This is a genomic window from Massilia antarctica (assembly GCF_015689335.1).
Taxonomy (GTDB): domain Bacteria; phylum Pseudomonadota; class Gammaproteobacteria; order Burkholderiales; family Burkholderiaceae_D; genus Telluria_A; species Telluria_A antarctica.
On sequence record NZ_CP065053.1, the window covers coordinates 7035857 to 7061304 of the forward strand.

Below are 25448 nucleotides of genomic sequence, written 5' to 3' on the forward strand. Positions count from 1 at the left end.
TGAACCTAACGCCATCGAGTCCAAAAGCCAGTTCCTGGAGAGGCGGGAACCCAAGTCCGTAGCTCAGTCACTCGTTACTCAACTAACTTGGGTTCCCGCCTGCGCGGGAACGACGAGGGGACGCTTAGTTCTTCGACTGATCCACCAGCTTGTTCTTGGCGATCCACGGCATCATCGCGCGCAGCTTGGCGCCGACTTCTTCGATCGGGTGCTCGGACGTCAAACGGCGGCGCGAGATCAGGGTCGGCGCACCAGCCTTGTTTTCCAGGATAAAGCTCTTGGCGTATTCGCCGGTCTGGATATCCTTCAGGCACTGACGCATCGCATCCTTGGTGGCCGAGGTTACCACTTTCGGACCCGTCACGTATTCGCCGTACTCGGCATTATTCGAGATCGAGTAGTTCATGTTGGCAATGCCGCCTTCGTAGATCAGGTCGACAATCAGCTTGAGCTCGTGCAGGCACTCGAAGTACGCCATTTCCGGCGCGTAGCCCGCTTCGGTCAGGGTTTCGAAGCCAGCCTTGATCAGCTCGACCGCACCGCCGCACAGGACCGCTTGTTCGCCGAACAGATCGGTCTCGGTTTCTTCACGGAAGTTGGTTTCGATGATGCCGGCACGGCCGCCGCCGTTGGCCATGGCGTACGACAGGGCGATATCGCGCGCCGAGCCGGACTTGTCCTGATACACAGCGATCAGGTGCGGCACGCCGCCACCGGCTGCGTAGGTACCGCGCACGGTGTGGCCCGGGGCTTTCGGCGCGATCATGATCACGTCGAGGTCGGCGCGTGGAACAACTTGGCCGTAGTGCACGTTGAAGCCGTGGGCGAAGGCCAGTACGGCGCCCTGCTTGGCGTGCGGCGCCACATTCTCGGTGTACACCTGGGCGATGTTTTCGTCCGGAAGCAAGATCATGATGATGTCGGCCGCCTTGATCGCATCATTGACCTCCGCCACTTTCAGGCCAGCCTGCTCGACCTTGGTCCACGACGCGCCGCCCTTGCGCAGGCCGACGGTGACGTTGACACCCGAATCGTTCAGGTTCTGTGCGTGCGCATGGCCTTGCGAACCGTAGCCGATGATGGCAACGTTCTTGCCTTTAACGAGGGAGAGGTCGCAATCTTTGTCGTAAAAAACGTTCATGTTATTTCCTATAATTTTTAGTGTGAGGACGTGCGCGTGGGCACGGATTAAACTTTGAGGATGCGTTCGCCCCGGCCGATACCCGATCCACCGGTACGTACCGTTTCGAGGATGGAGGCGCGGTCGATGGAATCGATGAACGCGTCGAGCTTGCCCTTGTTGCCGGTCAGCTCGATCGTGTAAGTCTTTTCCGTGACGTCGATGATGCGGCCGCGGAAGATATCCGCGGTGCGCTTCATCTCTTCGCGTTCCTTGCCGACCGCGCGCACCTTGATCAGCATGAGTTCGCGCTCGATATGCGCGCCCTCGGTCAGGTCGACCACCTTGACCACCTCGATCAGGCGGTTCAGGTGCTTGGTGATCTGTTCGATCACATCGTCCGAGCCGCTGGTGACGATGGTCATGCGCGACAGGGTGGCGTCTTCGGTCGGCGCCACGGTCAGGGTTTCAATGTTGTAGCCGCGGGCGGAAAACAGCCCGACCACGCGCGAGAGCGCACCGGCTTCGTTTTCGAGCAGGACAGAAATGATATGGCGCATTACAGGTCCTCCGAGCCGAGCAGCATTTCGGACAAGCCCTTGCCGGCCTTGACCATCGGCCAGACATTTTCGGACTGGTCAGTGATGAAGTTCATGAACACGAGGCGGTCTTTCATGCCGAAGGCTTCTTTCAGTGCACCGTCGACGTCGCCCGGCTTGTCGATCTTCATGCCGACGTGGCCGAACGATTCGGCCAGCATCGAGAAGTCCGGCAGCGAATCCATGTAGGACTCGGAATAGCGCGAACCGTAATCGATCTGTTGCCACTGGCGCACCATGCCGAGGAAGCGGTTGTTGAGCAAAATGATTTTCGGCGTCAGGTGGTACTGCTTGCAGGTAGCCAGTTCCTGGATGCACATCTGGATCGAGCCTTCGCCGGTGATGCAGGCGACCGTGGCGTCGGGATTGGCCATCTGCACGCCCATGGCGTACGGCAAGCCCACACCCATCGTGCCCAGGCCGCCGGAATTGATCCAGCGGCGCGGCTTGTCGAACGGGTAGTACTGGGCCGCCCACATCTGGTGCTGGCCGACGTCGGACGTAATAAAAGCGTCGCCCTTGGTGATTTCCCACACCTTTTGCACCACCGATTGCGGCTTGATGACGAGGTCGGAATCGGCGTATTTCAGGCAGTCGCGGCCACGCCATTCGCCAATCTGCTTCCACCAGTCTTTCAGCGGGGCGGCATTGACCTTGGCGTCGGCGGCGTCGAGCTGCGCCAGGAATTCGATCAGCACGTCCTTGACGTTGCCGACGATGGGAATATCGACCTTGACCCGCTTGGAAATCGACGATGGATCGATGTCCACGTGGATGATCTTGCGCGGGTTGGAGGCGAAGTGTTTCGGGTTGCCGATCACACGGTCGTCGAAGCGGGCGCCGATGGCGATCAGGACGTCGCAGTGCTGCATCGCCATGTTCGCTTCGTAGGTGCCGTGCATGCCGGGCATGCCGAGGAACTTGTCGCTCGATGCGCGGTAGGCGCCCAGGCCCATCAGGGTGTTGGTGACCGGAAAACCCAGCTTGTCGACCAGCTTGTTCAGCTCGGGCGAGGCATTGGCCAGGATCACGCCGCCGCCGGTGTAGATCATCGGCCGTTCCGCTTGCAGCAGCAATTGCACGGCCTTGCGGATCTGGCCCGAATGGCCCTTGTCGATCGGCTTGTACGAGCGCATCTCGATATCCTTCGGATAGTCGTAGACGCATTTGTGCATGCTGATGTCTTTGGGAATATCGACCAGGACCGGACCGGGACGGCCGGTGCGCGCAATGAAGAACGCTTTCTTGATTGTGGCGGCCAGGTCTTTCACATCCTTCACGAGGAAATTGTGCTTGACGCAGGGGCGCGTGATGCCGACGGTATCGCATTCCTGGAAGGCATCCTGGCCGATCGCGGTGCTGGGCACCTGGCCGGAAATGACGACCATCGGAATCGAATCCATGTACGCCGTCGCCAGGCCGGTGACGGCATTGGTGACACCCGGACCGGAGGTGACCAGGGCCACGCCGACGGTGTTCGAGCTGCGCGAATAGGCATCTGCCGCATGCACGGCGGCCTGCTCATGGCGTACCAGGACGTGTTGGAATTTGTCTTGCTTGAAGATGGCGTCGTAGATGTAGAGTACGGCGCCGCCTGGATAACCGAAAACGTGTTTGACGCCTTCTTCCGCCAGACAACGGACAAGTATTTCGGACCCCGTGATGGTGGCCGATGATTCGTTGTTCATGATACATTCCTTTCAAGACCCATTGGGAGGTGATCGGATGCTCTTTCCTAACGAGATACACGTGTCGCGACAGTGCTCAGGCTTCCCTTCTTTCTGCGGTCACGTCGATCTTTCACGTACCCATAGATACGTTACGAACCGGCGCTAAACGCAACTCGTTTGGCGTGAGTTTCTGTAGCGATTACTGCGAACCTCTCGCGCTTGTGGCGCGGGTTAGAGCAAACTGCCTACATATGAAAGCGCGTCACGTCGATGTTGGCCTTGTGTGGCGTTCTCGACTTGACCATACAGCTTCGGGGTTGCAAAGCGTCATATACCTTACTGCGTTGCACCATTGCGGTCAAGTTAAATCGGCCCGGTCCGGCTGCTTTCGTGGCGTTGCGCAGGGCAATCACCGTAAATATCATGCAAAAAGACGCATTCTTTGCTAGCATGCGTCAGTTTTCTCCAATGCCCACAGGCTATGTACCTGAGGTGCTTCAAGGTTTCGTCACATCCCACCCCTGTTCGCATGGCCACAGACAAAGAGTTATCCGATTTTCTTGAGAATGTCGAGCGGCGCGCTTTCAAGCAAGCCGTGTACGCCGTCCGCAAGGATGAAGCGGCCCTGGATATCGTGCAGGACGCGATGATCAAGCTCGCCGAAAAATACGGAGACAAGCCGGCGGCCGAGCTGCCGATGCTGTTCCAGCGCATTCTCCAAAACACCATCCTCGATTACTTCCGGCGTGAAAAGGTGCGCAATACCTGGGTCAGCCTCTTCTCGGGCATGGGCAAGCGCGATGGAGAAGACGAAGAATTTGATATACTTGAGTCGCTTGAGGCGGAACAAGGTTCGGCCTCGGCGGAGTCGAGCGCCGACCAGGTCGAGCGCCAGCAAACCTTGACCCTGATCGATGCCGAAGTACAAAAACTGCCGGCGCGTCAACGGGAAGCCTTCCTCATGCGTTACTGGCAAGACATGGACGTGGCTGAAACAGCCGAAGCGATGGGGTGTTCCGAGGGAAGTGTCAAAACGCACTGCTCGCGAGCGACCCATACCCTCGCTGAAGCGCTGAAAGCCAAGGGAATAAAATTATGAATACCGACGATCTGAATTTTGCGTACAAGGTACGCCATGCCCTGAACGAACACCTCGACGACATGCCCGTGTCGACCAGCGAGCGCCTGGCCGCCGCGCGCGCCGCCGCGATGGCGCGCAAGAAGCCGCACGCGCCCGTCAAGGCGGCGCAAACCCAGCTGGCTGGCAATATCGGCGCCCTGTTTTCGTTTTCCTCGCTCGGCCGCATGGGCGTGGCGCTTCCCCTGATGGCGCTGGTGGCGGGCCTGGCCGGCGTGTATCAGTACGAAGAACAGCAGCGCATCGCTGAAATCGCCGAGCTCGACGCGGCAGTCCTGTCCGACGAGTTACCGCTGACGGCGTATCTGGACCAGGGTTTCAACGCCTACCTCGCGCAGCGCGGCCAATAAGGATGACCTACGCGACCCCGTCGTTGACGTCCCTGGCGCTCGCCCTTGCCTTGTTGGCAGCAACTGGCGCGGCGGGTAGCGCCGCAGCCCAGAGCGGTGCGCCCGCGCCCGCCGGCGCTCCCCTGCAAGCCCCGGCCGCCGTTCCAGGGCAGACGCCGGCGCCAGCCACCGCCCCCATTTCCAAGCCCGCGCCGGTCCTGGCGCCCGTCGTCAAGCCCGCGCCAGCCACGGCCGCGCCTGGCACTGTCAAAGCGGCGCCCCTGGGCGACAAACTCTTGTGGAAAGACCTCTCGCGCCCGCAGCAGCTCGCGCTCGACCCGCTCAAGGGCGAGTGGGACAACATGGAAACGGCGCGCAAGCAAAAGTGGGTCGATATCGCCAACCGCTATTCCTCGATGAAACCCGATGAGCAGTTGCGGGTGCAGGAGCGCATGCGCGACTGGATCAAGCTCACGCCTGCGGAGCGGCGCCTGGCGCGCGAAAACTATACCCTGAGCAAAAAACTCGACAAGAGCAAGAAGTCGGTCGAATGGGAAAAATACCAGCAATTGCCCGACGAAGAAAAGAAAAAGCTGGCACTTGACGCCGCTGTCGCGAAAAAGCAGGTTACCAACCTGCCGCCGACCACCCAGACCAAGCCGGTTGCACCGACCAAGCCGCCTGCCGCCTGTCCGCCCGGCACGATCCGCAATGCCCCGGCCGCCGTGCCGCGCTGCATCGCCAGCCCGTCCGCGGGCGCACCGCTGGCCGTGCCGGCCACGCCGCCGGCCACCATTTCACCTATCACACCGCCGGCCCCCCCGGCTGCTCCCGTATCCAATGCAAAATAGCACGACCCCGATTGCCACGCCTACCCTGAAACGTCGTCTGATCTGCATGGTGTACGAGCTGTTCCTGCTGGCCGCCGTGGTCATGTTCGGCCTGCTCGTCTTCCTGCTGGTCACCCAGAAAATGAGCCAGAGCATTATCGAACATGGCCGCACTGTCGTGCTGTTCCTGGTGCCGGGCGCCTATTTCATCTATTCGTGGACCGACAAGGGATACACCTTGGCCATGAAAACCTGGCGTATCAAGCTGGTCAAGGTCGGCTATGCGAGCGTGCCGCTCAAGGCGGCCGTGGTGCGCTACCTGCTGGCATGGGGCTGGGTGTTGCCGGCATTGGTGATTTGCTGGCGTTTTCATCTGACCAGCAAGACCGAGGTGGCGATCGCGCTGGCGATCAATGTCGCACTGTGGGCGATGACAGCGTTTATCTACGAGGACCGCCAGTTCTTGCACGACAGGCTGGCTGGCACCCGGCTGATTCTCCTGCCCAAGCCGGTCAAGGCCGGCAAGGCTGAGCAGGCAGCCAAGCCCGCAGAGGCCTGATTTTCGAAGCTGGCAGCAGTGAGGAGGTCATGATGAGCGACGCCTTATGCCCCTTGTGCGGCCGCCCTCTGGGCAAGGCCCACGTCGACCGCCATCATCTCATTCCCAAGACGTACAAGGGACGCGAGCAGTTCGACATTCACAAGATCTGCCACCAGAAAATCCATTCGACCTTCACCGAGCATGAACTGTTCAAGTCCTTCCATACCTGGGAGGCTTTGCGGGAGCACGACGATATTCGCGCGTTTATCGCCTGGGTCGCGAAAAAGGAGCCCGGGTATTTTTCGCGCAACGTGCGCTCGAATCAAAAGACGAAGCGATAGGCGCGCACTTGCCGGCATACCGTCAGAAGCGCTCGTAGTCGTGCAGATAGCGCCACTGCCCTGGCGCCAGGCTGGCCATCGGCACGCGGCCGATGCGCAGGCGCTTGACGCTGACGATGCTCAGGCCCACCAGCCGGCACATGTGCATCAGCTGGCCGGGCTTGACGCCCTTGAGCGCGAAGCGCAGCCGCGTTTCGTTCTGCCAGCTGACCTTCATCGGTGCGATTTCCTTGCCGTTGAACGTGAGGCCGTGATTGAGCAGCGCCAGGCCGCCTTCACGGATAGTCCCTTTGACTTCGACCACGAATTCCTGCTCGACCCTCGCGCCTTCGTCGACCAGCTTGCGCGCCACGCGGAAGTCCTGGGTGAACACCACCAGGCCGCTGGCCTTGGCCTCCAGGGGCGACGTCAAGGTCAGATTGGCCAGGTGGCGCTTGAGGAAGCGCTGCTTGCCGTGTTCCGCCACCAGCAGGTTCTCTTGCGTGAGCAGGTTGACGGCCGGTTCGGCGTCGGTGTCCGCCCCGGCGCTGTAGCCGGCCGGCTTGTGGAACAGGATGGTGACGGGTGCCAGTTCGACCAGGGTAGCCTCGGGATGGATGACGACGTCCTGCTCGTCGGCCACGCGGGCGCCGGCCTCCTCGACGACGACGCCGTCAACCTTGATCCAGCCCCCGGCGATGTACTTGTCGGCTTCCGCGCGCGAGCACGGCATCATTTCGGAAACGCGCTTGGCGAGGCGGATGGTGGAATCATTCATGCAGCTGGGTGCCAGTCTTTAAAAAATGCGGTGAATACGGCGACGACTTTGTCGACGTCGGCGGCCGTGATGTTGAGGTGCGTGACCAGGCGCGTATGCTGGCCGACGGTGGCGCGGATATGCTCGCGCGCCAAGGTGGCGCGCAGGGCGTCGCAGGCGGCTGGCGGCACCTCGATATAGAAAATATTGGTTTGCGGCGTGGCCACCTTGAGCTGGGCAATCCGCGCAAGCCCGCGCGACAGGTTGGCGGCGTTGGTGTGGTCGTCGGCCAGGCGCTGCACATTGTGTTCGAGGGCGTACAAGCCGGCCGCCGCGATCATGCCAGCCTGGCGCATGCCGCCGCCGAGCATCTTGCGCCAGCGCTTGCCCTGTTCGATAAAGGCTTTATTGCCCAGCAGGACCGAGCCGACCGGCGCGCCCAGGCCCTTGGACAGGCAGACCGAAACGCTGTCGAAACCCGCGCAGGCCGCGCTCAGGCTGATGCCCTGCTTGACGGCGGCGTTGCAGATGCGCGCGCCGTCGAGGTGCGTGACCAGGCCGCGCGCATGCGCGAGCGTGGTGGCCGCCGCCATGTAGCTGGCGCCGAGAACGCGCCCGCCGATGGTGTTTTCCAGCGCCAGCACGCGGGTGCGCGCGAAGTGCATGTCGTCCGGCTTGATGTAAGCGTCGATGTCGGCCAGCGCGATGCTGCCGTCCGGCTGGTTGGCGATCGGCTGCGGCTGGATGCTGCCCAGCACCGCGGCGCCTCCGCCTTCGTATTTATAGGTGTGCGCCTCCTGGCCGACCAGATACTCGTCGCCACGCGCGCAGTGCAGCAGCAGCGCGATCAGATTGCTCTGGGTGCCGGATGGCGCATACAGGCCGGCCTCATAGCCGAACATCTCGGCGGCCGTGTCCTGCAGGCGGTTGACGGTGGGGTCGTCGCCGTACACGTCGTCGCCCACGGGGGCGCTGTGCATGGCGTCGCGCATGGCGTCGCCCGGTTGGGTGACGGTGTCGCTGCGCAGGTCAATCCAGGGGGCGTCGTGGCTCATGTCGTCAATTCGGCTTCCGCTACATGTTGAGTGTAGAAACGCTCGCCCATTTCTTCCAGGCCGAGCGTGGCGAGGACTTCCTGCAAGCGGTCGGTGGGACGCTTGCGCGGCAGGTTCTTGTAGCTGGCGATGATCAGCTCATTTTTCATCGAATGCTCCCAGCCCACCAGCTCCGTCACGTTGACCTGGTAACCGTGCGCTTCGAGCTGCAGGCAGCGCAGCACGTTGGTGACCTGGCTGCCGAATTCGCGCGTGTGCAGCGGGTGGCGCCAGATTTCGGTCAGCGCGCTCTTGCCCAGGTCCTTGCCCTTGTTCTTCTTGAGGACCGTGGCCACTTCGGCCTGGCAGCACGGCACCAGCACCATGAATTTGGCGCGCTTCTTGAGCGCGAAATCGATGGCGTCATCGGTCGCCGTGTTGCAGGCGTGGAGCGCGGTGACGATATCGATTTGGTCCGGCAGCTTGTCGGAGCGGGTCGATTCGGCCACCGACAGGTTCAGGAAGGACATGCCGGGAAAGCCCAGCTTGTGCGCCAGCGCGGTCGACTTTTGCACCAGTTCTTCGCGCGTTTCGATGCCGTAGATGCGCGAGCCATCGTCCAGGCCCTTGAAGAACAGGTCGTACAGGATGAAACCCAGGTAGGACTTGCCGGCGCCATGGTCGACCAGCGAAATGGCGGCGTGGTCCTGCTGGACTTCCTTGAGCAGCGGCTCGATGAACTGGTACAGGTGATACACCTGCTTGAGTTTGCGGCGGCTGTCCTGATTGAGTTTGCCGTCGCGCGTGAGGATGTGCAGTTCCTGCAGCAGCGCGATCGACTGGCCCGGACGGATTTCGGGCGCCAAGGTTTCAGCCGGCCTGGCCTTGTCGGCGGACGTGTCAGCGCGCTTCATCGATCCACGCCATCTGAATCGCTTCCAGTACCTTCTCGCCGCCGCGGGTGCGGTCGTCGTCGAAGCCGTCGAGTTCAACTACCCAGTTGTGCAGGTCGACGAAACGCACGGTGGCCGGATCGACCTCGGGGTGTTTGTCGAACAGCGCCTCGGCGATGGCCGTGATGTCGCTCCATTTCATGGCGCTCTCCTGATCAATGGTTCTTTTCGGCCGCGTGATTGATCGTGTACTTCGGAATCTCGACCACCAGGTCTTCGGTTCCCACGATCGCCTGGCACGACAGGCGCGATACGGGCTCCAGGCCCCACGCGCGGTCGAGCAGGTCTTCTTCTTTTTCCTCGGGCTCGTTGAGCGAGGCGTAGCCTTCGCGCACCAGCACGTGGCAGGTGGTGCAGGCGCACACGCGGTCGCAGGCGTGCTCGATTTCGATATCGTTTTCGAGCATGACGTCGCACACCGACTTGCCGGCGGGCGCCTCGATGACGGCGCCTTCAGGGCAGAAAACGGGATGGGGAAGGAATACGATTTGTGGCACGGTGATTGTCCTGGTAGCGTTGCTTAAGTTTCTTGCTTAAATTTCGTCGAGCGTTTTGCCGGCCAGCGCCGAGCGCACGCTCTGGTCCATGCGGCGCGACGCGAATTCTTCGGTGCCGTGGGCCAGCGCATCGACGGCGGCGTGCAGCGCGGCCTGCTTCTGTCCGGGTTCGCCCTCCTCCACGTTCGATGCCGCCAGCGCGGCGCGCACGCCGTCCATCAAGGTGTCGACCGCAGCGCGTTCCTCGCTCGATAGCAGCGCGGCGTCGCCGTCCAGGGCCGACTGCGTGGCCAGCAAAATGCGCTCGGCCTCGACCTGTTCTTCGCGCAGCGCGCGCCGCACCATGTCGACCTGGGCCGAGTTGTACGAGTCTTGCAGCATGCGCGCCACTTCATCGTCAGCCAGGCCGTAGGATGGCTTGACGGTGATCGACGCTTCGACGCCGGAACGGGTTTCGCGCGCCGACACCGACAGCAAGCCATCGGCATCGACCTGGTAAGTGATGCGGATGCGCGCGGCGCCCGCCACCATCGGCGGAATGCCGCGCAGCTCGAAGCGCGCCAGCGAACGGCAGTCCGACACCAGTTCGCGCTCGCCCTGCAGCACGTGTACCGCCAGTGCGGTCTGGCCATCCTTGAAGGTGGTGAATTCCTGGGCGCGGGCGCAGGGAATGGTCGAATTGCGGGGAATGATTTTTTCGACCAGCCCGCCCATCGTCTCGATGCCGAGCGAGAGCGGGATCACGTCGAGCAGCAGCCAGTCGTCGCCGGCGGCGCGGTTACCGGCCAGCAGATTGGCCTGGATGGCGGCGCCCAGCGCCACTACCTTGTCCGGATCGATGTTCGCGTGCGGGATGGTCTTGAAAAATTCAGTGACCGCGCGCCGCACGTGCGGCATGCGGGTGGCGCCGCCGACCATGACCACGCCATCGACATCGTCGACCGGCACCGAGGCGTCGCGCATGGCTTTTTTGATCGCGGTCATGGTCTTGTTGACCAGGTGCCTGGTGATGTCGGCAAAGACTTCGGCGCTGATTTTCACATGCACGATCTCGCCGGAGTTGAGCATGGCGTCGATGGTGGTGTCGGCATTGGTCGACAGCAGTTCCTTGGCCTGGCGCGACTTGACCATCAGGATGGCGGTGTCTTCGTCGGACAAGGGAGCCAGCTTGGCCTGTTCGCAGATCCAGCAAAACAGGCGGTGGTCGAAGTCGTCGCCGCCGAGCGCGGAATCGCCGCCCGTGGACAGCACCTCGAACACGCCCTTGGACAGCTTGAGGATGGAGATGTCGAAGGTGCCGCCACCCAGGTCGTAGACGGCGAACACGCCTTCGGAACCGTGATCGAGTCCGTAGGCGATGGCCGCGGCGGTCGGCTCGCTCAAGAGGCGCAGCACGTTCAGGCCGGCCAGTTGGGCCGCATCCTTGGTGGCCTGGCGCTGGGCGTCGTCGAAGTAGGCGGGCACGGTGATGACGGCGCCGACCAGCTCGTCGCCGAGCGAGTCTTCGGCGCGCTGGCGCAGGGTGGCCAGGATCTGGGCCGAGATTTCAACCGGGCTTTTGACGCCGGCCACGGTCTTGAGCTGCACCATGCCGGGCGAGTCCTGGAAATCGTAGGGCAGGTTTTCAGCGTAGGCGATGTCGGCCAGGCCGCGCCCCATGAAGCGCTTGACCGAGACGATGGTGTTCTTCGGGTCGGTGGTCTGATGGGCCTGGGCCTTGTAGCCGATATGGGCGTGGCCGTTCGGCAGGTAGCGCACGATGGACGGCAGCAGCGGCCGGCCCTCTTCGTCGCTCAACACTTCGGGACTGCCGCTGCGCACGGTGGCGACCAGCGAGTTGGTGGTACCCAGGTCGATGCCGACAGCCAGCCGATGCTGGTGCGGTGCGGTCGACATGCCGGGTTCTGAAATTTGCAAAAGTGCCATGTGATTACCGATTTCTTTTTATACGCGAGTGCCCGCGTCGCGGGCACGCCTGGCGCAAGCGTCCAAGCTGTTCTTATTGTTCGAGCGCGTCGAATGCGAAGCTGAGTTCTTCACCAAATTTTTCCAGAAACATCAGCGCCCTCACCCCTTGCGCCGCTCGCTCGTAATCACCCGCATCGAGCTGTTCGCCGATCTGGACCAGGCGCGAGGTGCGCTCCAGCTTGACCTGCTCGTCGAGCGCTTCGAGCGCGTCCAGATCCTTGGCCGCACGCGCGTCGCCGAGCGAATCGCGCCACTCCATCTGCTGCATCAGGAATGCCATCGGCATGGCCGTGTTGGACTCGGTTTGCAGGTCGACGCCGTTCTGCTCGCACAAATACTGCGCGCGCTTTTGCGGGTTTTTCAGGGTCTGGTAGGCTTCGTTGGCGCGCGTCGCCCACTGCATGGCGACCCGTTTTTCGGCGTCGGTTGCATTGACGAAGCGGTCGGGATGCACCTGCCCCTGGACGTCGCGGTAAGCCGTATCGAGGGCGCCCATATCGAGCGAGAAACGGGGCGGCAGGTTGAAGAGATCGAAGTGATTCTGCATGGGTGCGGCTATCCGACCGAGGTCAGATGCGGAAGCTTTCGCCGCAACCGCACTCATCCTTGACGTGCGGATTGTTGAAGCGGAAGCCTTCGTTCAAGCCCTCGCGCGTGAAGTCGAGCTCGGTGCCATCGATGTACGGCAAGCTTTTCGGGTCGACAAAGACCTTCACGCCGTGCGACTCGAAGACATTGTCCTCGGCCGCCGCTTCATCGACATATTCGAGCTTGTAGGCCAGGCCCGAGCAGCCCGTGGTGCGCACGCCAAAACGCAAGCCGACACCCTTGCCGCGACGTTCGATGTAGCGGTTGATGTGCTTGGCTGCTTTTTCGGTCAGTGTGATTGCCATGTTTCCCTCCGCGAGTACAACGCTTATATCAACTTCAGGCAACAGCCGGATGCTTGGTCTTGTAGTCCAGTACGGCCGCCTTGATCGCGTCTTCCGCCAGGATCGAGCAGTGAATCTTGACCGGTGGCAGTGCCAGTTCTTCGGCGATCTGGGTATTCTTGATCGACAGCGCCTGGTCCAGGGTCTTGCCCTTGACCCATTCGGTCACCAGCGACGACGAGGCAATCGCCGAGCCGCAGCCGTAGGTCTTGAACTTCGCATCTTCGATCAGGCCATCGGCGCCGACCTTGATCTGCAGCTTCATCACGTCGCCGCAGGCCGGCGCGCCGACCATGCCGGTGCCGATGGTGTCGTCGCCCTTGTCGAAGGCGCCGACGTTACGTGGATTTTCGTAGTGGTCCAACACTTTGTCCGAGTATGCCATGGTAAAACTCCTGAATAGTCAATACGGTTAGTGGGCTGCCCATTGGATCGAACTGATGTCGATGCCTTCTTTGAACATATCCCACAGCGGCGACAGTTCGCGCAGCTTGTGGACTTTCGACTTGAGCAGGTCCACTGCGAAGTCGATGTCGGCTTCGGTCGAAAAACGGCCGATGGTAAAGCGGATCGAGCTGTGCGCCAGCTCATCGCTGCGGCCCAGGGCGCGCAGCACATACGATGGCTCCAGGCTGGCCGAGGTACAGGCCGAACCGGACGACACGGCGATATCCTTGATCGCCATGATCAGCGACTCGCCCTCGACGTAATTGAAGCTCACGTTCAGGTTGTGCGGCACGCGGTGTTCCATGTCGCCATTGATATAGACTTCCTCGATCTCTTGCAAGCCCTTGGCCAGACGGTCGCGCAGCGCGGTGATGCGGACGATTTCGCTGTCCATCTCTTCCTTGGCGATGCGGAAGGCTTCGCCCATGCCGGCAATCTGATGGGTCGCCAGGGTGCCCGAGCGCAAGCCGCGCTCGTGACCGCCGCCATGCATCTGCGCTTCGAGGCGCACGCGCGGCTTGCGGCGCACGTACAGGGCGCCGATCCCTTTCGGACCGTAGGTCTTGTGCGCGGTGAAGGTCATCAGGTCGACCTTGCTGTTGGCCAGGTCGATATGCACCTTGCCGGTCGCCTGGGCGGCGTCGCAATGGAAAATGATGCCTTTCGAACGGCACAGCGCGGCCAGCTCTTCGATCGGCTGGATCACGCCGATTTCGTTGTTGACCAGCATGACCGACACCAGGATCGTGTCCGGACGGATCGCCGCTTCGAGCTGGGCGACCGTGATCAGGCCGTTATCCTGGGGGTCGAGGTAGGTGGCGTCGAAACCGACCCGTTCGAGTTCGCGCACGGTGTCGAGCACGGCTTTATGCTCGGTCTTGACGGTGATGATGTGCTTGCCCTTGGTCTTGTAGAACTGGGCCGCGCCCTTGAGCGCGAGGTTGTTGCTTTCGGTCGCGCCGGAGGTCCAGATGATTTCGCGCGGATCGGCGCCGACCAGGGCGGCCACGTGGGCGCGCGCTTCCTCGACTGCCGCTTCGGCGGTCCAGCCGTACATGTGGCTGCGCGATGCCGGATTGCCGAACTGCTCGCGCAGGTAAGGAATCATCTTGTCCGCGACCCGCGGATCGATCGGCGTCGTCGCCGAATAATCCATGTAGATCGGGAAATGCGGGGCAGTCACGAAAGTCTGCTCGAGGTTTTTGTCCAAAGGCGCGTTCATCAAATCACTCCAATATGCTTCAATTTTGTCCGGCGGCGTGCGGGCGGTGTACGTGCACGACGTTTTGTTCAGAATTCTTTTGTTTCTGCTGGTCGACCAGATCTTGCAGCGACACTGAATCGAGATAGTCGACCATTTTTTCGTTCAGGGTGGCCCACAGCTCGTGGGTCATGCAGCGGGTGCCGGTGGCCGCATCGGCGCCATGGCAATTTTCCTTGCCGCCGCACTGGGTCGCGTCGAGCGGCTCATCGACCGCGATGATGATATCGGCCACGGTCACCTTGTCGGCGCGGCGCGCCAGACTATAGCCGCCGCCGGGGCCGCGGATCGACTCGACGATTTCATGGCGGCGCAGCTTGCCGAACAATTGCTCCAGATACGAGAGCGAAATGGCCTGGCGCTGGCTGATGCCCGACAGCGTGACAGGACCCTTGCCCTGTCGCAGGGCAAGATCGATCATCGCAGTTACAGCAAAACGGCCTTTTGTGGTCAGACGCATCACAATCCCGGGTACGGTGGTAAAATATTGCCTCAATTCAATCAACAAGGTCGATGCATCCTGCCATCAATGACCGTATTAGTTGATCGAATTAGTCAAGTATATCAAAGACGGGGCATCTTGTCTTGGGACGCCCCGTTTTCCCCCAACGGCTGCCAGGCCGGACTTCGGGGCACGAGCCCGGCATTGCACCGGGCAAGGAAGGCATCCACTCATCCACCATGCATGGACTGATGCCACGGCGTGTCGATGATCGCCCTTGCCGCCCTCTGCCGTCTGGTGGCTTATTCGCCAGCGCGATGAAACCCGGCAGGTCAAAGACCAGCGGCGCGCAACAAGTGCATCGGCCCGAACAGGGCTTGCATGCCGGCATGCCGGATGAATGACAAATTATACGGATGCTCGGAGCTCAGCTGCGGAAAATTCTTAGTTTCTGGCAATTTTTGTAATTGTTCCGCAATTTTCCCCCATAACACCAGGGTGGGAGCCTGGTCCCGGGCAGCCAGGGCCGCCATCACCGTTTGCAGGAAGGGCAGCCAGGCGCGCGCATCGATCACCGGTGCCACATGGGAACGGAACACCAGCGAGGCATTGAGCAGCAAAAACCCGTGCCGAGTCAGGTTGTGCTGCAACTCGGCCAGGGTCTGGATGCTGCCGTTGCCCGCTGCGGCGGCCGCGACCGGCGCCAAGGCGGCGCCGCCGGTGTCGCCCGCTTGCAACTGCCCATCGGCCACCAGCAGCATTTTCATGAAATTGCGCAAGGATGTCGCCTTGTTGACCGGCTTGGACAGCCCGCTCTCGCACCACAACTTGCCGACCGCCCCATCCATGAAGCAGACGCCGGTGGCGCTCTCGGCGCGCGGGTATGGCCCCTCGCCCACCAGCACATAGCGGACCTGGTCGAGCGGCAAGGCAAAGGCGGCGAACAGGCGCTGTTCCGTGGGCAGGTAAGTATCGGCGGCCAGGGTCGGCAGGTACAGGGGCTCGGCGCGCATGACCGCTTCCAATCCCTGGCGCAGGATCGGCTGCCAGGACGGGTCGGCACGCGACACGGCGTCGAGAATGGCGGGAGGAATGGGTTGGACGGACATCGGAGCCTGCCGGTAAAAAAGGGAGGATTGTAGCCGACCGGGCTTGCTCGCAGCACGCCGGATGATGCAATTTCAACCACGCGGCCCGTTTTTGGGAAAACGTGCATGATGCTGCCAACCCGATTGGGATGATGTAGTAACAACTAAACTATTCAGCTTTGGAGATTCATATATGCAAACCATTCAAAATGTCATGACCCGCGATGTGCAACGCGTTTCGCCGGAAGACAGCGTTCACCGCGCAGCCCAGATCATGAAAGAATTCAATATCGGCTCCGTTCCCGTCGTTGACGGCGACAAGCTGGTCGGCATGATCACCGACCGCGACATCACCGTGCGCTCCACCGCTGCCGGCAAGGCGCCGGAAAGCCACCGCGTCGGCGACGTGATGAGCACCGAAGTGCGCACCTGCTTCGCGACCCAGCCGGTCGATGAAGTACTGGCCCAGATGGGCGACGTGCAGATCCGCCGCGTGCCGGTCGTGGACCAGCAATCGCATTCGCTGGTCGGCATCGTGTCGCTGGGCGACATGGCAACCAAGCAAACCACTGGCGTCGGCGAGGCCTTGCAGGAAATTTCGTCGCCAACCGACGGTGCCGCAAAAGCGAAATAAACACTGCGGAAGATCGCCGCAGGCGGGGCCATCCGCCTCGCCTGCAACCATGCGGGGGGCCACGCCGGGCCTATAGCAAAGCCTGCCATCTCGGCGCCGCAAACCCATTGCGGGCCGTCAGGGCGCAATCAGACCCATCGCTTCGCGCCTGCCAACCCCTTCCAGATCATCAAGCCGCACTGCGCCCCATCGCTTCGAGTGCGCCAACCCATTTGTCCACCGCCTGCCGTTCCGGATCGCCAACCATGCCGATCAAGGTAGCGCGCACGGGCGCCACACCGACAAACCCTAATATATTGCGCTTGAGCGACTTGATGCTGTGCGCCCGGAAATACCAGCGATACAACAGCGCCGGCATGCCCATCGTGACCACCACCCGCGCCGAGCGCCCGGACAAGCCCTTTTTGGCGAGGGGATGCATGCGGTCGTCCGGAAAGGCAAACCCCGGCCGCGCCACCTGCTCCAGGAAGCCTTTGAGCAGGGCCGGCATGTCCCCCAGCCAGAGCGGGAAGAAAAACACCATGTGCTGGGCCCAGCGGATATCTTCCTGCGCCTGCTGCAAGCCGGGTGGCAACGGGCCGCGCTCCCATTCGTCCTGGCTGCGCAGGATGGGAAAGTCGAGCGCGGCGACCTGCGTTTGCCGCACATCGTGCCCCGCCTTTGCCGCGCCAGCCCGGTACGCAGCCGCAAGCGCGTGGCACAAGTGTCCCTGTGCGGCGTCAGGATGGCCCTGGATTAACAAAATGCGCTTATGCATGGCATGCCTTCCGACACAATCGCAGCCTCATACGTTCCCCTCAGCACGGCGAGCGCAGATGGCTTACCTGTTTATATGACAGGCCAGCGCCGGCATGGTTCCCCGCTTTGATATGGTATTGCGCATGGGTCTGCTCCTGTTTTGTGCGTACCAGGGCGGCTATGCTCAGGGGAATCGGGGCGTGTGCCCTGCCGGATAGATCGAAAGAGGAACAGCATGTCTGACAAGAATCGCGCTCAAGGCGCGCAACGATCGTTTTTTTCGACATTGGCGGCGATCGCCTGGTCGTTCGTCGGCCTGCGCCGCAAATCCGACTTCGACCGCGACGTCACGGCCCTCAATCCCATTGACGTGATCATGGCCGGGCTGATCGGCGTGGCGGTGCTGATCGCCACCCTGCTCGGCGTGGTGGCTTTCGCGACCCGCTGAGGGCCTGCTCCATGGAGGAGCAAGCTTCGGGCACGCGCTTATTCGGCGTCGGGCTGGCGCGATGGATGCGCCTCGGCAAAGGCCGGCAGCGCGGCGCATACGGCGTCGATACGGGCAATGGTCGGATACGGCGCCAGGTCCACATGAAAGCGGCGCGCATTGAACACCTGCGGCACCAGGCAGCAGTCCGCCATGGTCGGCATGTCGCCGTGACAGAAGCGGCCTGTGTCGGGCGAATGCGCGAGGTGCGCTTCCAGGGCGGCCATTCCTTCGCGCAACCAGTGCACATACCATGCGGTCTTGGCCTCTTCCGACAAACCGACCTCATCCACCAGATGGCGCAGCACGCGCAGATTGGTCAGCGGATGGGTATCGCAGGCCACCATCAGCGCCAAGGAGCGCACCCGTGCCCGTCCGAGCGCATCGCGCGGCAGCAAGGCTACCTGCGGATGCACCTCTTCCAGGTATTCGAGGATCGCAATCGACTGCGTCAAGGTGGCGCCCTTGTCCTGCAAGCTGGGCACCAGGGCGCTGGGGTTGATGGCCAGATACTCGGGCGCCAGCTGCTCGCCGCCATTGCGCAGCAGATGCACGGGCACGGATTCGTAGCCCACCCCCTTCAGGTTGAGCCCGATGCGCACCCGGTACGCGGCGGAACTGCGGAAATAGGTGTACAGCTTCATGGACGGCGCTCCTCATAGACAGCAACGGTCTGGTCGATGGCGCCGAAGATGCTGGCCCCGGCGGCATCGACCATCTCGATGCGCACCTTGTCGCCGAATTTCAGGAACGGCGTTTTCGGCGCGCCATGCTCGATCGTTTCATACATGCGCACTTCGGCCAGGCAGCAGTAGCCGACGCCGCCGTTGTCGATGCTCGACCCGTGCAAGTTCCCCTGCTTGTTCGACACCGTGCCGGAACCGATGATGGTGCCCGCCGCGAGTTCGCGCGTTTTGGCCGCATGCGCGACCAGTTGCGCGAAGTTGAATGTCATGTCGTCGCCCGCGTTCGGCTTGCCGAAAGGGCGCGCATTGATCTGTACATGCAACGGCAGGCGCAGCTTGGTATCCTGCCATGCGTCGCCCAGTTCGTCTGGCGTGACGCACACCGGCGAAAACGCGCTGGCCGCCTTCGACTGGAAGAAACCGAAGCCCTTGAGCAACTCGTTCGGAATCAGGTTGCGCAGCGAAACGTCGTTCACCAGCATGACCAGGCGCACGGCCGCGGCGCTGCGCTCGACGCTGGCACCCATCGGCACGTCGCCGGTGATGACAGCCACTTCCGCTTCCAGGTCGATGCCCCATTCTTCCGACAGCGCATAGATCGGATCGCGCGGGCCGATGAAGGAATCGGAGCCGCCCTGGTACATCAGCGGATCGGTGTAGAACGACGCGGGAACTTCGGCATTGCGCGCTTTTCGCACCAGCTCGACGTGGTTGATGTAAGCCGATCCATCGGCCCACTGATAGGCGCGCGGCAGCGGCGAGTGGCACAATTCCTGGTCAAAGGGTTGCGCGTCCCAGGTGCCGCTATCGTTCAGGGCGAGGTAGACGGCTTGCAGGCGTTCGACGACATCGTCCCAGTTGTCGAGCGCAAACTGCAAGGTCGCGGCAATCTTGGGAACCTTCTGGTAACGCGACAGGTCGCGGCTGACCACGACCAGCGAGCCATCACGCCCGCCTGATTTCAATGTTGCAAGTTTCATGTGTGCCTTAGTGTTGGTCCGCTCGGGGGTTCTCGTGCATCCAGGCCGCGTGTTTCGGCGCCTTGCGCGTCTCGGACCACTCGTTGAGCATGTCCCATTTGACGGCGTCGAGCTTTTGCCGCATTTCCGGCGTGGCCGTGTTGACGGCCAGTTCGAGGCGGTGACCATTGGGATCGAAGAAATAGATCGACTTGAAGATGGTGTGGTTGGTCGGGCCGATGACCTCGATTCCATCCGCTTCAAGACGCGCCTTGGCCGCCAGCAGCTCGTCCATGGAGCCGACTTCCATCGCCAGATGCTGGACCCAGGCCGGGGTATTCTCGTCGCGGCCCATCGGCGCCTGGCTCGGCAGCTCGAAAAATGCCAGCACATTGCCCATGCCGGCATCGAGGAAAACGTGCATGTACGGGTCGGGCGCGCCGGTCGACGGCACCTGGTCTTCGGCGATGGCCAGCACGAAGTCCATGTTGAGGTATTTGACGTACCACTCGACCGTCTCTTTGGCATCCTTGCAGCGGTAGGCTACGTGGTGAATCCTGGTGATTTTCATGCTGTGCTCCCCTGTTGATTCCCCTATTAGAGTGCAAAACGAACTATCATTCAAACAATATTTTCAACGCGACTTATTAGATTAAGCTATGAATCCCACCCTGCGCCAGATGCGCGCCCTCGTCGCGCTCGCCAAGACCGGCAGTTTTACCCTGGCCGCCGAGTATCTGCACGTGACCCAGGCGGCGCTGTCGGGCCTGATCAAGGAACTCGAACTGACCCTCGGCGTGCGGGTGGTCGACCGCAGCACGCGCCGGATCGCCCTGACCGAGGTCGGGCGCGAGCTGACGCCCCTGTTTTCCAAGATGATCGACGACCTCGACGGCGCACTGCTCGACATCGCCAGCCAGACACGGCTGAAAAAAGGCGTGGTCCGGATTGCCGCCCCACAGTTGATGTCGTGCACCCTGCTGCCGCAGGTTATCGCCGCCTACCGCACGGTGTATCCGGAAATCCAGGTCCGCCTGGTCGATTGCGCGGTCGAAAACGTGACGGCGCGCGTGTTCAGCGGCGAGGTCGACTGCGGCATCGGTCCCGAACGCGATCCTGCCGCCCAGATCGAGGCTGCGGTGCTGTTCGAGATGCCCTTCGTGCTGGTATTCCCGCAGCAGCACCCGCTGGAACAGCGCGAGCGCCTGACATGGTCGGACCTGGCGGCCTACCCCTTCATCTCGCTGCAGGGACAGTTCACCGAGCGCCTGCTGAGCGACATGCACCATGCGCTGCGCGATGTACCGCTCAATCCCGTCAACGAAGTCACGTTCATGACGACCGCGCTGGCGATGGTGAGCGCGGGACTGGGCGTGACCGTCTGCCTGCCGTATGCCGAACCGCTGGTGCGCCTGCACCAGTTGCACATGCGCCAGCTGCACGAGCCGGAACTGACGCGGCGTTTTTTTGTGTACACGCGCGACAAGCGCTCGCTCTCGCCGGCGGCGGCGAGCTTCATGGCCTTCCTGTTCAAGTTCGTCGAATCGCATGACTGGAACATTCCGGTCGCCGCCAATCACAAGCCTGCGCTATCGGCAGGCGATCACGTCGCGCCGTAGGCTGCGCGCTTTGCCTGCGCTGCGCCGATCACGCGCCGCCCCTATAATTGATGCTCGCTTCCAACGGACACTGCCCATGTCACACAACACCATCGCCATCAACCAGCGCATGGATCAATTCGACGGTCACCATCGCGTGTGGCTGTTCGGCTACGGCTCGCTGATCTTCAAGGCGGACTTTCCCTTCATCGAACGACAACCGGCGACCATCCGCAATTGGACCCGGCGCTTCTGGCAAGGTTCACACGATCACCGCGGCACGCCGGCTGCCCCGGGCCGGGTGGCCACATTGATTGCGCAGCCCGGCGCCCTTACCGCGGGCATGGCTTACCTGATCACACCAGAAGTGTTCGCCCATCTGGACCACCGCGAAAAAAACGGCTATCTGCGCCTGGCGATCGACATCCACTTCGAGGATGGCGGCAGTGAACTCGGGCTGGTGTACATTGCAAGCAACGACAATGCCGCCTTCCTTGGCGAGGCAAGCGAGCTCGATATTGCCCGCCAAATCGCGCGCTCGCACGGCCCGAGCGGCGCCAACCGCGATTACCTGATCGACCTGGCGCACGCGCTACGCGAGCTGGGCATGGAAGACGCGCACGTGTTTGAAATCGAGCGGCATTTAAGCGACATGCGTGACGAAGGAACGCAAGCGAGCCGCTAAAAATACTTCATCGGGCAAACGCCCCTATCCGAACAAATCAAGCTGCCCCGTCGCATTGCCGCATTGTTTGGTTGGCGCCGTCGGCACCACCAGCGGCCGCTTGAACCGTGAGGCATCAAGTTGCGCGAAGCGCCCGCTGGTCGCATTCATGCCCAAGCGCTCCACCGCCTTGACGAAACGCTGGCGTATCAAATCCGCCCAGACGCCCTCCCCGTGCATGCGCTTGCTGAAGTCGCTGTCGTAGTCCTTGCCGCCGCGCAGATCGCGCACCCGGTTCATGACCCGTTGCGCCCGTTCTGGAAAGTGCGCCTGCAGCCATTCCTGGAACAGCGGATTGACTTCCCAAGGCAGGCGCAGCACGACGTAGTGCGCGCTCACCGCCCCGGCGTCGCGCGCCGCTTCCAGCACCCGTTCGAGCTCGGGCTCGGTGATGAAGGGAATCACCGGCGCGACGCTGACCCGCACCGGGATGCCGGCATCCGTCAGGCGCCGGATGGTGCGCAGGCGCCGCGCCGGTGCCGCGGCGCGCGGCTCCAGGGTGCGCGAAATATCCGGGTCGAGCGTGGTGATGGTGACCGCCGCAATCGCCTGGTTTTTCGCCGCCATGGCCGCGATGAGATCGATGTCGCGCTCGATCAAGGAGGACTTGCTGATCAACGCCACCGGATGCTCGCAATCGTGCAGCACCTCCAGCACGCGCCGGGTGATGCCCAGAGCGCGCTCGCACGGCTGGTAGGCGTCGGTATTGACGCCCAGGGCGATCGGCTCGGGCACGTAGGATGGCCTGGCCAGCTCGCGCCGCAGCAGGTCGGGCGCGTTGACCTTGGCGAACAGGCGGCTCTCGAAGTCCAGCCCCGGCGACAGCCCCAGGTAACTGTGCGACGGCCGCGCAAAACAATAAATGCAGCCGTGCTCGCACCCACGATAGGGATTGAGCGACACATTAAAAGGAATGTCGGGCGAACTGTTGCGGCTCAAGATCGTTTTGGCGAATTCGTCCGTGACCTGGGTGCGGAAGGGCGCCGGCGCCTCATCCTCGTCATCTTCATGCACCCAGCCATCGTCGAAGCGCTCGCGCGCGTTGACTTCGTAGCGGCCCTGCAGGTTGCTCACCGCGCCCCGCCCCTTCTGCGCCGCCAGCGGACGCGGCGGAAGCATGACGCTTTCTTCAACATTCTTGTCGCGATCAGTCACCGCAGCACCTATTTAACTGTATAAACATACAGTATTCTACGTCGCTGCCGCCGCGTGTCAAGCAGCGTTCAAAGCCGGCCTTGATGCAGCACAAACGCATCGATCAAGTCATCGAAAGCGCGGCTCAGCGGGAGGAACTTCTCATGGTCGCCTTCGATCTCACCCAAGGCATGGCAAGTCGCTTCCAGGGTCGAGAGCTGGTCGGGCGCGTGCGCCTTGCGAATGCGGTAGCGCGATGGCGGCATGCCGTTCAGCGGCAGGCGGGGCAGCGCATGCAGCAAGGGGTTCAGATACAGCATCTTGCGGCTCTTGCGCCAGGTGCCGTCGAGCACCACCAGCAGCAGTTGCCCGGGCGAATGCAACAGTTCCGGCGGTAGTGGCGGCGGCGCCGGCATGCCCAGCGACCTGTCGTCCGGCGTGTCCGGATACAGCAGCACCGCGCGCCGGCCCTCGGCCGCCAGCAGGTCGCCGAGCTGGGCCGGATCGAACACCTCGCCCGCGACCAGCCTGCTGCCCGCCACGCTCAGGTGCAGCAGGCGCGCGCTGCCCTTGGCGTTGCTCACTTCCATGGGATGCTGCAGGATCAGCAGCCGCACCGCGCTCTCGACCGGACTGATCCAGCGGCAGATGCAGGCCGCGGCCGGCCGCGCGCAGTGCGCACAGACCTTGCGCCGCGCCGGCCCGGCTTGTTCTTGCTGCGCGCAGCCGTTCACCGGGCCAGCCGCCGTGCGGGCGCGCCCGCCCTCGCCGACCGGATCGCCGACCAGTTCCCTGGATTGCCCGTCCAGCGCCAAAGTGCGCACTTCCGGCCTCAGCATGGCGTGGCCGCGGTCCTGACGCACGGCGATCCCGGTCGCCACACGCCGGCGCGGGTGCGCGCACGGACGATGGCAAAAGCGAACGTCAGGCGGGTTCCAATAGTGAGATGTTTCATGATGATGAAGGGCGCAAGGCTTGAATGTGACGGCGCGCCCATGCTAACACCGGCAATCCGGGTTGGCGAGAACACATTTCCCCGCACGACATGACTCTCTGACCGATGACGCCCACGCACGCCCGACCCGCGTTGCCAGCCTGGCACGACCTGCCCCGGCACGGCGCTAAAACACCGCATGCCACTGCGCCTTCCTGTTTTCGATAGCACGTCCATTAAGGAAATAAAACGTGCGATCCGTAATTTTTTTTCGCGCGGGCTCCAGCAAATTGGCATTCCGATATTGCCCACAGGCATTTACCTGCTTAGAATCGGATTATTCCTTTAGGCAATCCAATCCATCGGGAGCCCCTCATCGCTACCGTTTTTCCCCGCGCCCTGCGCCTGCTCCTGAGCGCCCTGGTGAGCGCCTTCACCTTGCTGCCGTCGGTGGCGATCGAGCGGGAATTGCCGCTCGACTACCGGCTCAACGAACAGGTGATCGCCGTTCCCGCCGGACCGTCCAGGCAGTCGGAATTGCAGACGACCGTGTTCCGTCCCAACGGCGCCGGCCCGTTTCCCTTGCTGATCATCAACCACGGCAAGGAATCGGGCGAGCCGCGCAAGCAGACGCGCGAGCGCTTCATCTACATGGCCACCGCCTTCGTCAAGCGCGGCTATGCCGTGCTGGTGCCGATGCGGCGCGGCTTCGCCGGCTCCACCGGCATCTACGCCGACCATGGCTGCAACATGACCGCCAACGGCTACGCCCAGGCCAGCGATGTGCAGGACACCATCGACTTCGCGCGCCGCCAGGACTGGATCGACCCCGGGCGCATCGTCGTCGCCGGCCAGTCCTACGGCGGCCTGGCCACCATTGCCCTCGGCACGCGCGAGGTGCCCGGCGTGCGCGGCCTGATCAATTTCGCCGGCGGCCTGCGCGACGACGCCGGCCAGTGCGACTGGCGCACGCAACTGGTGCGCGCCTTCGCCAACTACGGCGCCGGCAACAAGATTCCCAGCCTGTGGATGTATGGCGTGAACGATTCCTTGTTCGCGCCGGAGCTGGTGGCGCGCATGCACGCCGCCTTCGAGCGTGCCGGCGGCAAGGCGCGCCTGGTCGAATTCGACGCCTTCAAGCGCGACGCGCACGGCATGATCGCCAGCCGCGACGGCGCCGCCATCTGGTGGCGCGAGACCGAACGCTTCCTCCAGCAAATCGGCATGCCGACCAGCGAAGTGGTGGCGGTGGCCGACGCCCCCAGCGTGCCGAAAACCGATTTCGCCCGCGTCGACGACATCGCCGCCGTGCCCTACCTGAGCGAAAACGGGCGCGCCGCCTACCGCGAGTATCTGCACAAGCTGACCCCGCGCGCCTTTGCCGTCTCGCCCAGCGGGGCCTGGTGCTGGGCCGAGGAAGGAGAAGACCCGCACGTGCGCGCGCTGGCCGCCTGCGCCCGCACCAGCGGCCAGCCCTGCCAGCTGTACTCGGTCGACGACGACGTGGTGTGGCAAGGAAAACTGGCCGCCGGCGGCGCGATTGCCGACAGCGGCGGCGCGGGCACCGGCAGTCTCTGATGTGACCGCGCAGCCACGCGGCGCGCACACGACGAACACGTGCGCGCGTA

General features: G+C 62.7%; 31 protein-coding genes. 10 read left to right on the forward strand and 21 right to left on the reverse strand.

Annotation, left to right across the window (positions count from 1 at the left end; translation table 11 throughout):
• Positions 1–124 precede the first annotated feature (124 nt).
• From ilvC to IV454_RS30920, 3 genes are read right to left on the reverse strand one after another with little or no spacing between them, the layout of a single operon-like run.
• Positions 125–1141 (reverse strand): ketol-acid reductoisomerase, encoded by a 1017-nt coding sequence (ilvC, locus tag IV454_RS30910; RefSeq protein WP_054263690.1) that lies wholly within the window; start codon positions 1139–1141, stop codon positions 125–127.
• A gap of 47 nt (positions 1142–1188) precedes the next feature.
• Positions 1189–1680 (reverse strand): acetolactate synthase small subunit, encoded by a 492-nt coding sequence (gene ilvN, locus IV454_RS30915; protein ID WP_054263691.1) that lies wholly within the window; start codon positions 1678–1680, stop codon positions 1189–1191.
• On the reverse strand, positions 1680–3407 hold the full coding sequence (locus tag IV454_RS30920; protein ID WP_206089415.1) for an acetolactate synthase 3 catalytic subunit: 1728 nt from the start codon (positions 3405–3407) through the stop codon (positions 1680–1682). Before IV454_RS30920 ends, ilvN begins: the two co-directional genes overlap by 1 nt.
• Before the next feature lie 511 nt (positions 3408–3918).
• On the opposite strand from IV454_RS30920, the gene IV454_RS30925 reads away from it, so the two are divergent.
• The 5 genes from IV454_RS30925 to IV454_RS30945 are packed head-to-tail and all read left to right on the forward strand — an operon-like array spanning position 3919 to position 6568.
• Entirely contained in the window at positions 3919–4488 is a 570-nt protein-coding gene (locus IV454_RS30925; RefSeq protein WP_054264656.1) for an RNA polymerase sigma factor, read from the forward strand.
• On the forward strand, positions 4485–4877 hold the full coding sequence (locus IV454_RS30930) for a DUF3619 family protein (RefSeq protein ID WP_054263693.1): 393 nt from the start codon (positions 4485–4487) through the stop codon (positions 4875–4877). The genes IV454_RS30925 and IV454_RS30930 overlap by 4 nt, the downstream gene beginning before the upstream one ends.
• Before the next feature lie 2 nt (positions 4878–4879).
• Positions 4880–5707, forward strand: a complete 828-nt coding sequence (locus tag IV454_RS30935) for a DUF3106 domain-containing protein (RefSeq protein WP_206089416.1) — start codon at positions 4880–4882, stop codon at positions 5705–5707.
• A complete protein-coding gene (locus tag IV454_RS30940) occupies positions 5697–6245 on the forward strand; it encodes an RDD family protein (protein WP_054263695.1) in 549 nt (182 codons plus the stop codon). The genes IV454_RS30935 and IV454_RS30940 overlap by 11 nt, the downstream gene beginning before the upstream one ends.
• Before the next feature lie 32 nt (positions 6246–6277).
• The gene (locus IV454_RS30945) at positions 6278–6568 is read left to right on the forward strand and encodes a hypothetical protein (protein ID WP_206089417.1); all 291 of its coding nucleotides are present in this window, start codon (positions 6278–6280) and stop codon (positions 6566–6568) included.
• A 22-nt stretch (positions 6569–6590) separates the two neighbouring features.
• Here the strand turns inward: IV454_RS30945 and IV454_RS30950 are convergent, their stop codons facing one another.
• From IV454_RS30950 to IV454_RS31005, 12 genes are all read right to left on the reverse strand, one after another.
• Entirely contained in the window at positions 6591–7325 is a 735-nt protein-coding gene (locus tag IV454_RS30950; protein ID WP_206089418.1) for an rRNA pseudouridine synthase, read from the reverse strand.
• Positions 7322–8359, reverse strand: coding sequence for a low-specificity L-threonine aldolase (gene ltaE / locus IV454_RS30955; RefSeq protein WP_206089419.1), 1038 nt, complete (start codon positions 8357–8359; stop codon positions 7322–7324). The genes IV454_RS30950 and ltaE overlap by 4 nt, the downstream gene beginning before the upstream one ends.
• Positions 8356–9252 carry a class I SAM-dependent methyltransferase gene (locus tag IV454_RS30960; RefSeq protein WP_206089420.1) on the reverse strand — a complete coding sequence of 299 codons (897 nt, stop codon included), beginning with the start codon at positions 9250–9252 and terminating at the stop codon, positions 8356–8358. The genes ltaE and IV454_RS30960 overlap by 4 nt, the downstream gene beginning before the upstream one ends.
• Entirely contained in the window at positions 9239–9433 is a 195-nt protein-coding gene (iscX, locus tag IV454_RS30965) for a Fe-S cluster assembly protein IscX (RefSeq protein ID WP_206089421.1), read from the reverse strand. The genes IV454_RS30960 and iscX overlap by 14 nt, the downstream gene beginning before the upstream one ends.
• A gap of 13 nt (positions 9434–9446) precedes the next feature.
• Positions 9447–9788, reverse strand: coding sequence for an ISC system 2Fe-2S type ferredoxin (gene fdx, locus IV454_RS30970; RefSeq protein ID WP_054263701.1), 342 nt, complete (start codon positions 9786–9788; stop codon positions 9447–9449).
• Positions 9789–9824: 36 nt separating this feature from the next.
• Positions 9825–11714, reverse strand: coding sequence for a Fe-S protein assembly chaperone HscA (gene hscA / locus IV454_RS30975; RefSeq protein WP_206089422.1), 1890 nt, complete (start codon positions 11712–11714; stop codon positions 9825–9827).
• A 73-nt stretch (positions 11715–11787) separates the two neighbouring features.
• A complete protein-coding gene (gene hscB / locus IV454_RS30980) occupies positions 11788–12303 on the reverse strand; it encodes a Fe-S protein assembly co-chaperone HscB (protein WP_206089423.1) in 516 nt (171 codons plus the stop codon).
• Between the two features lie 22 nt (positions 12304–12325).
• Positions 12326–12649: an iron-sulfur cluster assembly protein IscA gene (iscA, locus tag IV454_RS30985; protein ID WP_054263704.1), complete on the reverse strand. Its 324-nt coding sequence runs from the start codon at positions 12647–12649 to the stop codon at positions 12326–12328.
• A gap of 34 nt (positions 12650–12683) precedes the next feature.
• On the reverse strand, positions 12684–13073 hold the full coding sequence (iscU, locus tag IV454_RS30990; protein ID WP_054263705.1) for a Fe-S cluster assembly scaffold IscU: 390 nt from the start codon (positions 13071–13073) through the stop codon (positions 12684–12686).
• Between the two features lie 27 nt (positions 13074–13100).
• Positions 13101–14357: an IscS subfamily cysteine desulfurase gene (locus tag IV454_RS30995; protein ID WP_054263706.1), complete on the reverse strand. Its 1257-nt coding sequence runs from the start codon at positions 14355–14357 to the stop codon at positions 13101–13103.
• Between the two features lie 19 nt (positions 14358–14376).
• A complete protein-coding gene (gene iscR / locus IV454_RS31000) occupies positions 14377–14856 on the reverse strand; it encodes a Fe-S cluster assembly transcriptional regulator IscR (protein WP_206089424.1) in 480 nt (159 codons plus the stop codon).
• A 314-nt stretch (positions 14857–15170) separates the two neighbouring features.
• On the reverse strand, positions 15171–15947 hold the full coding sequence (locus tag IV454_RS31005) for a uracil-DNA glycosylase family protein (RefSeq protein WP_206089425.1): 777 nt from the start codon (positions 15945–15947) through the stop codon (positions 15171–15173).
• Positions 15948–16119: 172 nt separating this feature from the next.
• On the opposite strand from IV454_RS31005, the gene IV454_RS31010 reads away from it, so the two are divergent.
• Positions 16120–16560 carry a CBS domain-containing protein gene (locus IV454_RS31010; protein ID WP_206089426.1) on the forward strand — a complete coding sequence of 147 codons (441 nt, stop codon included), beginning with the start codon at positions 16120–16122 and terminating at the stop codon, positions 16558–16560.
• 169 nt (positions 16561–16729) lie between these two features.
• On the opposite strand, the gene IV454_RS31015 is transcribed toward IV454_RS31010, so the two are convergent.
• Complete coding sequence (locus IV454_RS31015; protein ID WP_206089427.1) at positions 16730–17317, reverse strand: NAD(P)H-dependent oxidoreductase; 588 nt, start codon at positions 17315–17317, stop codon at positions 16730–16732.
• A 216-nt stretch (positions 17318–17533) separates the two neighbouring features.
• Here IV454_RS31015 and IV454_RS31020 point away from each other — a divergent pair, with 216 nt between their 5' ends.
• On the forward strand, positions 17534–17746 hold the full coding sequence (locus tag IV454_RS31020) for a DUF2970 domain-containing protein (protein WP_206089428.1): 213 nt from the start codon (positions 17534–17536) through the stop codon (positions 17744–17746).
• A gap of 38 nt (positions 17747–17784) precedes the next feature.
• Here IV454_RS31020 and maiA read toward each other — a convergent pair whose 3' ends face one another.
• Genes maiA through IV454_RS31035 form a run of 3 tightly spaced genes read right to left on the reverse strand, consistent with a single transcriptional unit; the run spans position 17785 to position 20001 of the window.
• The gene (gene maiA, locus IV454_RS31025) at positions 17785–18429 is read right to left on the reverse strand and encodes a maleylacetoacetate isomerase (protein ID WP_206089429.1); all 645 of its coding nucleotides are present in this window, start codon (positions 18427–18429) and stop codon (positions 17785–17787) included.
• Positions 18426–19451: a fumarylacetoacetate hydrolase family protein gene (locus IV454_RS31030; RefSeq protein WP_054263713.1), complete on the reverse strand. Its 1026-nt coding sequence runs from the start codon at positions 19449–19451 to the stop codon at positions 18426–18428. Before IV454_RS31030 ends, maiA begins: the two co-directional genes overlap by 4 nt.
• 7 nt (positions 19452–19458) lie before the next feature.
• Entirely contained in the window at positions 19459–20001 is a 543-nt protein-coding gene (locus IV454_RS31035) for a VOC family protein (protein ID WP_054263714.1), read from the reverse strand.
• Between the two features lie 88 nt (positions 20002–20089).
• Here IV454_RS31035 and IV454_RS31040 point away from each other — a divergent pair, with 88 nt between their 5' ends.
• Both IV454_RS31040 and IV454_RS31045 read left to right on the forward strand, forming a co-directional pair.
• On the forward strand, positions 20090–21049 hold the full coding sequence (locus tag IV454_RS31040; protein WP_206089430.1) for a LysR family transcriptional regulator: 960 nt from the start codon (positions 20090–20092) through the stop codon (positions 21047–21049).
• 76 nt (positions 21050–21125) lie between these two features.
• Positions 21126–21713 (forward strand): gamma-glutamylcyclotransferase, encoded by a 588-nt coding sequence (locus IV454_RS31045; protein ID WP_206089431.1) that lies wholly within the window; start codon positions 21126–21128, stop codon positions 21711–21713.
• Between the two features lie 24 nt (positions 21714–21737).
• Here IV454_RS31045 and IV454_RS31050 read toward each other — a convergent pair whose 3' ends face one another.
• Positions 21738–22871, reverse strand: a complete 1134-nt coding sequence (locus tag IV454_RS31050) for a PA0069 family radical SAM protein (RefSeq protein ID WP_206089432.1) — start codon at positions 22869–22871, stop codon at positions 21738–21740.
• A 104-nt stretch (positions 22872–22975) separates the two neighbouring features.
• Positions 22976–23749: a tRNA-uridine aminocarboxypropyltransferase gene (locus IV454_RS31055; protein WP_307730198.1), complete on the reverse strand. Its 774-nt coding sequence runs from the start codon at positions 23747–23749 to the stop codon at positions 22976–22978.
• Positions 23750–24243: 494 nt separating this feature from the next.
• On the opposite strand from IV454_RS31055, the gene IV454_RS31060 reads away from it, so the two are divergent.
• Positions 24244–25398 (forward strand): dienelactone hydrolase family protein, encoded by a 1155-nt coding sequence (locus tag IV454_RS31060; protein ID WP_229521947.1) that lies wholly within the window; start codon positions 24244–24246, stop codon positions 25396–25398.
• Positions 25399–25448 lie beyond the last annotated feature (50 nt).

Coding starts and splice junctions, on each gene's coding strand:
- iscU (WP_054263705.1), bottom strand. CDS start 13,073: ATGGCATACTCGGACAAAGTGTTGGACCACTACGAAAATCCACGTAAC.
- IV454_RS30940 (WP_054263695.1), top strand. CDS start 5,697: ATGCAAAATAGCACGACCCCGATTGCCACGCCTACCCTGAAACGTCGT.
- ilvN (WP_054263691.1), bottom strand. CDS start 1,680: ATGCGCCATATCATTTCTGTCCTGCTCGAAAACGAAGCCGGTGCGCTC.
- IV454_RS30960 (WP_206089420.1), bottom strand. CDS start 9,252: ATGAAGCGCGCTGACACGTCCGCCGACAAGGCCAGGCCGGCTGAAACC.
- iscA (WP_054263704.1), bottom strand. CDS start 12,649: ATGGCAATCACACTGACCGAAAAAGCAGCCAAGCACATCAACCGCTAC.
- IV454_RS31035 (WP_054263714.1), bottom strand. CDS start 20,001: ATGAAAATCACCAGGATTCACCACGTAGCCTACCGCTGCAAGGATGCC.
- IV454_RS30930 (WP_054263693.1), top strand. CDS start 4,485: ATGAATACCGACGATCTGAATTTTGCGTACAAGGTACGCCATGCCCTG.
- IV454_RS31030 (WP_054263713.1), bottom strand. CDS start 19,451: ATGAAACTTGCAACATTGAAATCAGGCGGGCGTGATGGCTCGCTGGTC.
- ilvC (WP_054263690.1), bottom strand. CDS start 1,141: ATGAACGTTTTTTACGACAAAGATTGCGACCTCTCCCTCGTTAAAGGC.
- IV454_RS30925 (WP_054264656.1), top strand. CDS start 3,919: ATGGCCACAGACAAAGAGTTATCCGATTTTCTTGAGAATGTCGAGCGG.
- IV454_RS31050 (WP_206089432.1), bottom strand. CDS start 22,871: ATGCTTCCGCCGCGTCCGCTGGCGGCGCAGAAGGGGCGGGGCGCGGTG.
- IV454_RS30950 (WP_206089418.1), bottom strand. CDS start 7,325: ATGAATGATTCCACCATCCGCCTCGCCAAGCGCGTTTCCGAAATGATG.
- hscB (WP_206089423.1), bottom strand. CDS start 12,303: ATGCAGAATCACTTCGATCTCTTCAACCTGCCGCCCCGTTTCTCGCTC.
- maiA (WP_206089429.1), bottom strand. CDS start 18,429: ATGAAGCTGTACACCTATTTCCGCAGTTCCGCCGCGTACCGGGTGCGC.
- IV454_RS30920 (WP_206089415.1), bottom strand. CDS start 3,407: ATGAACAACGAATCATCGGCCACCATCACGGGGTCCGAAATACTTGTC.
- IV454_RS30935 (WP_206089416.1), top strand. CDS start 4,880: ATGACCTACGCGACCCCGTCGTTGACGTCCCTGGCGCTCGCCCTTGCC.
- IV454_RS30995 (WP_054263706.1), bottom strand. CDS start 14,357: ATGAACGCGCCTTTGGACAAAAACCTCGAGCAGACTTTCGTGACTGCC.
- hscA (WP_206089422.1), bottom strand. CDS start 11,714: ATGGCACTTTTGCAAATTTCAGAACCCGGCATGTCGACCGCACCGCAC.
- IV454_RS31045 (WP_206089431.1), top strand. CDS start 21,126: ATGTCACACAACACCATCGCCATCAACCAGCGCATGGATCAATTCGAC.
- IV454_RS31020 (WP_206089428.1), top strand. CDS start 17,534: ATGTCTGACAAGAATCGCGCTCAAGGCGCGCAACGATCGTTTTTTTCG.
- IV454_RS31010 (WP_206089426.1), top strand. CDS start 16,120: ATGCAAACCATTCAAAATGTCATGACCCGCGATGTGCAACGCGTTTCG.
- IV454_RS30945 (WP_206089417.1), top strand. CDS start 6,278: ATGAGCGACGCCTTATGCCCCTTGTGCGGCCGCCCTCTGGGCAAGGCC.
- ltaE (WP_206089419.1), bottom strand. CDS start 8,359: ATGAGCCACGACGCCCCCTGGATTGACCTGCGCAGCGACACCGTCACC.
- iscX (WP_206089421.1), bottom strand. CDS start 9,433: ATGAAATGGAGCGACATCACGGCCATCGCCGAGGCGCTGTTCGACAAA.
- IV454_RS31005 (WP_206089425.1), bottom strand. CDS start 15,947: ATGTCCGTCCAACCCATTCCTCCCGCCATTCTCGACGCCGTGTCGCGT.
- IV454_RS31015 (WP_206089427.1), bottom strand. CDS start 17,317: ATGCATAAGCGCATTTTGTTAATCCAGGGCCATCCTGACGCCGCACAG.
- IV454_RS31040 (WP_206089430.1), top strand. CDS start 20,090: ATGAATCCCACCCTGCGCCAGATGCGCGCCCTCGTCGCGCTCGCCAAG.
- iscR (WP_206089424.1), bottom strand. CDS start 14,856: ATGCGTCTGACCACAAAAGGCCGTTTTGCTGTAACTGCGATGATCGAT.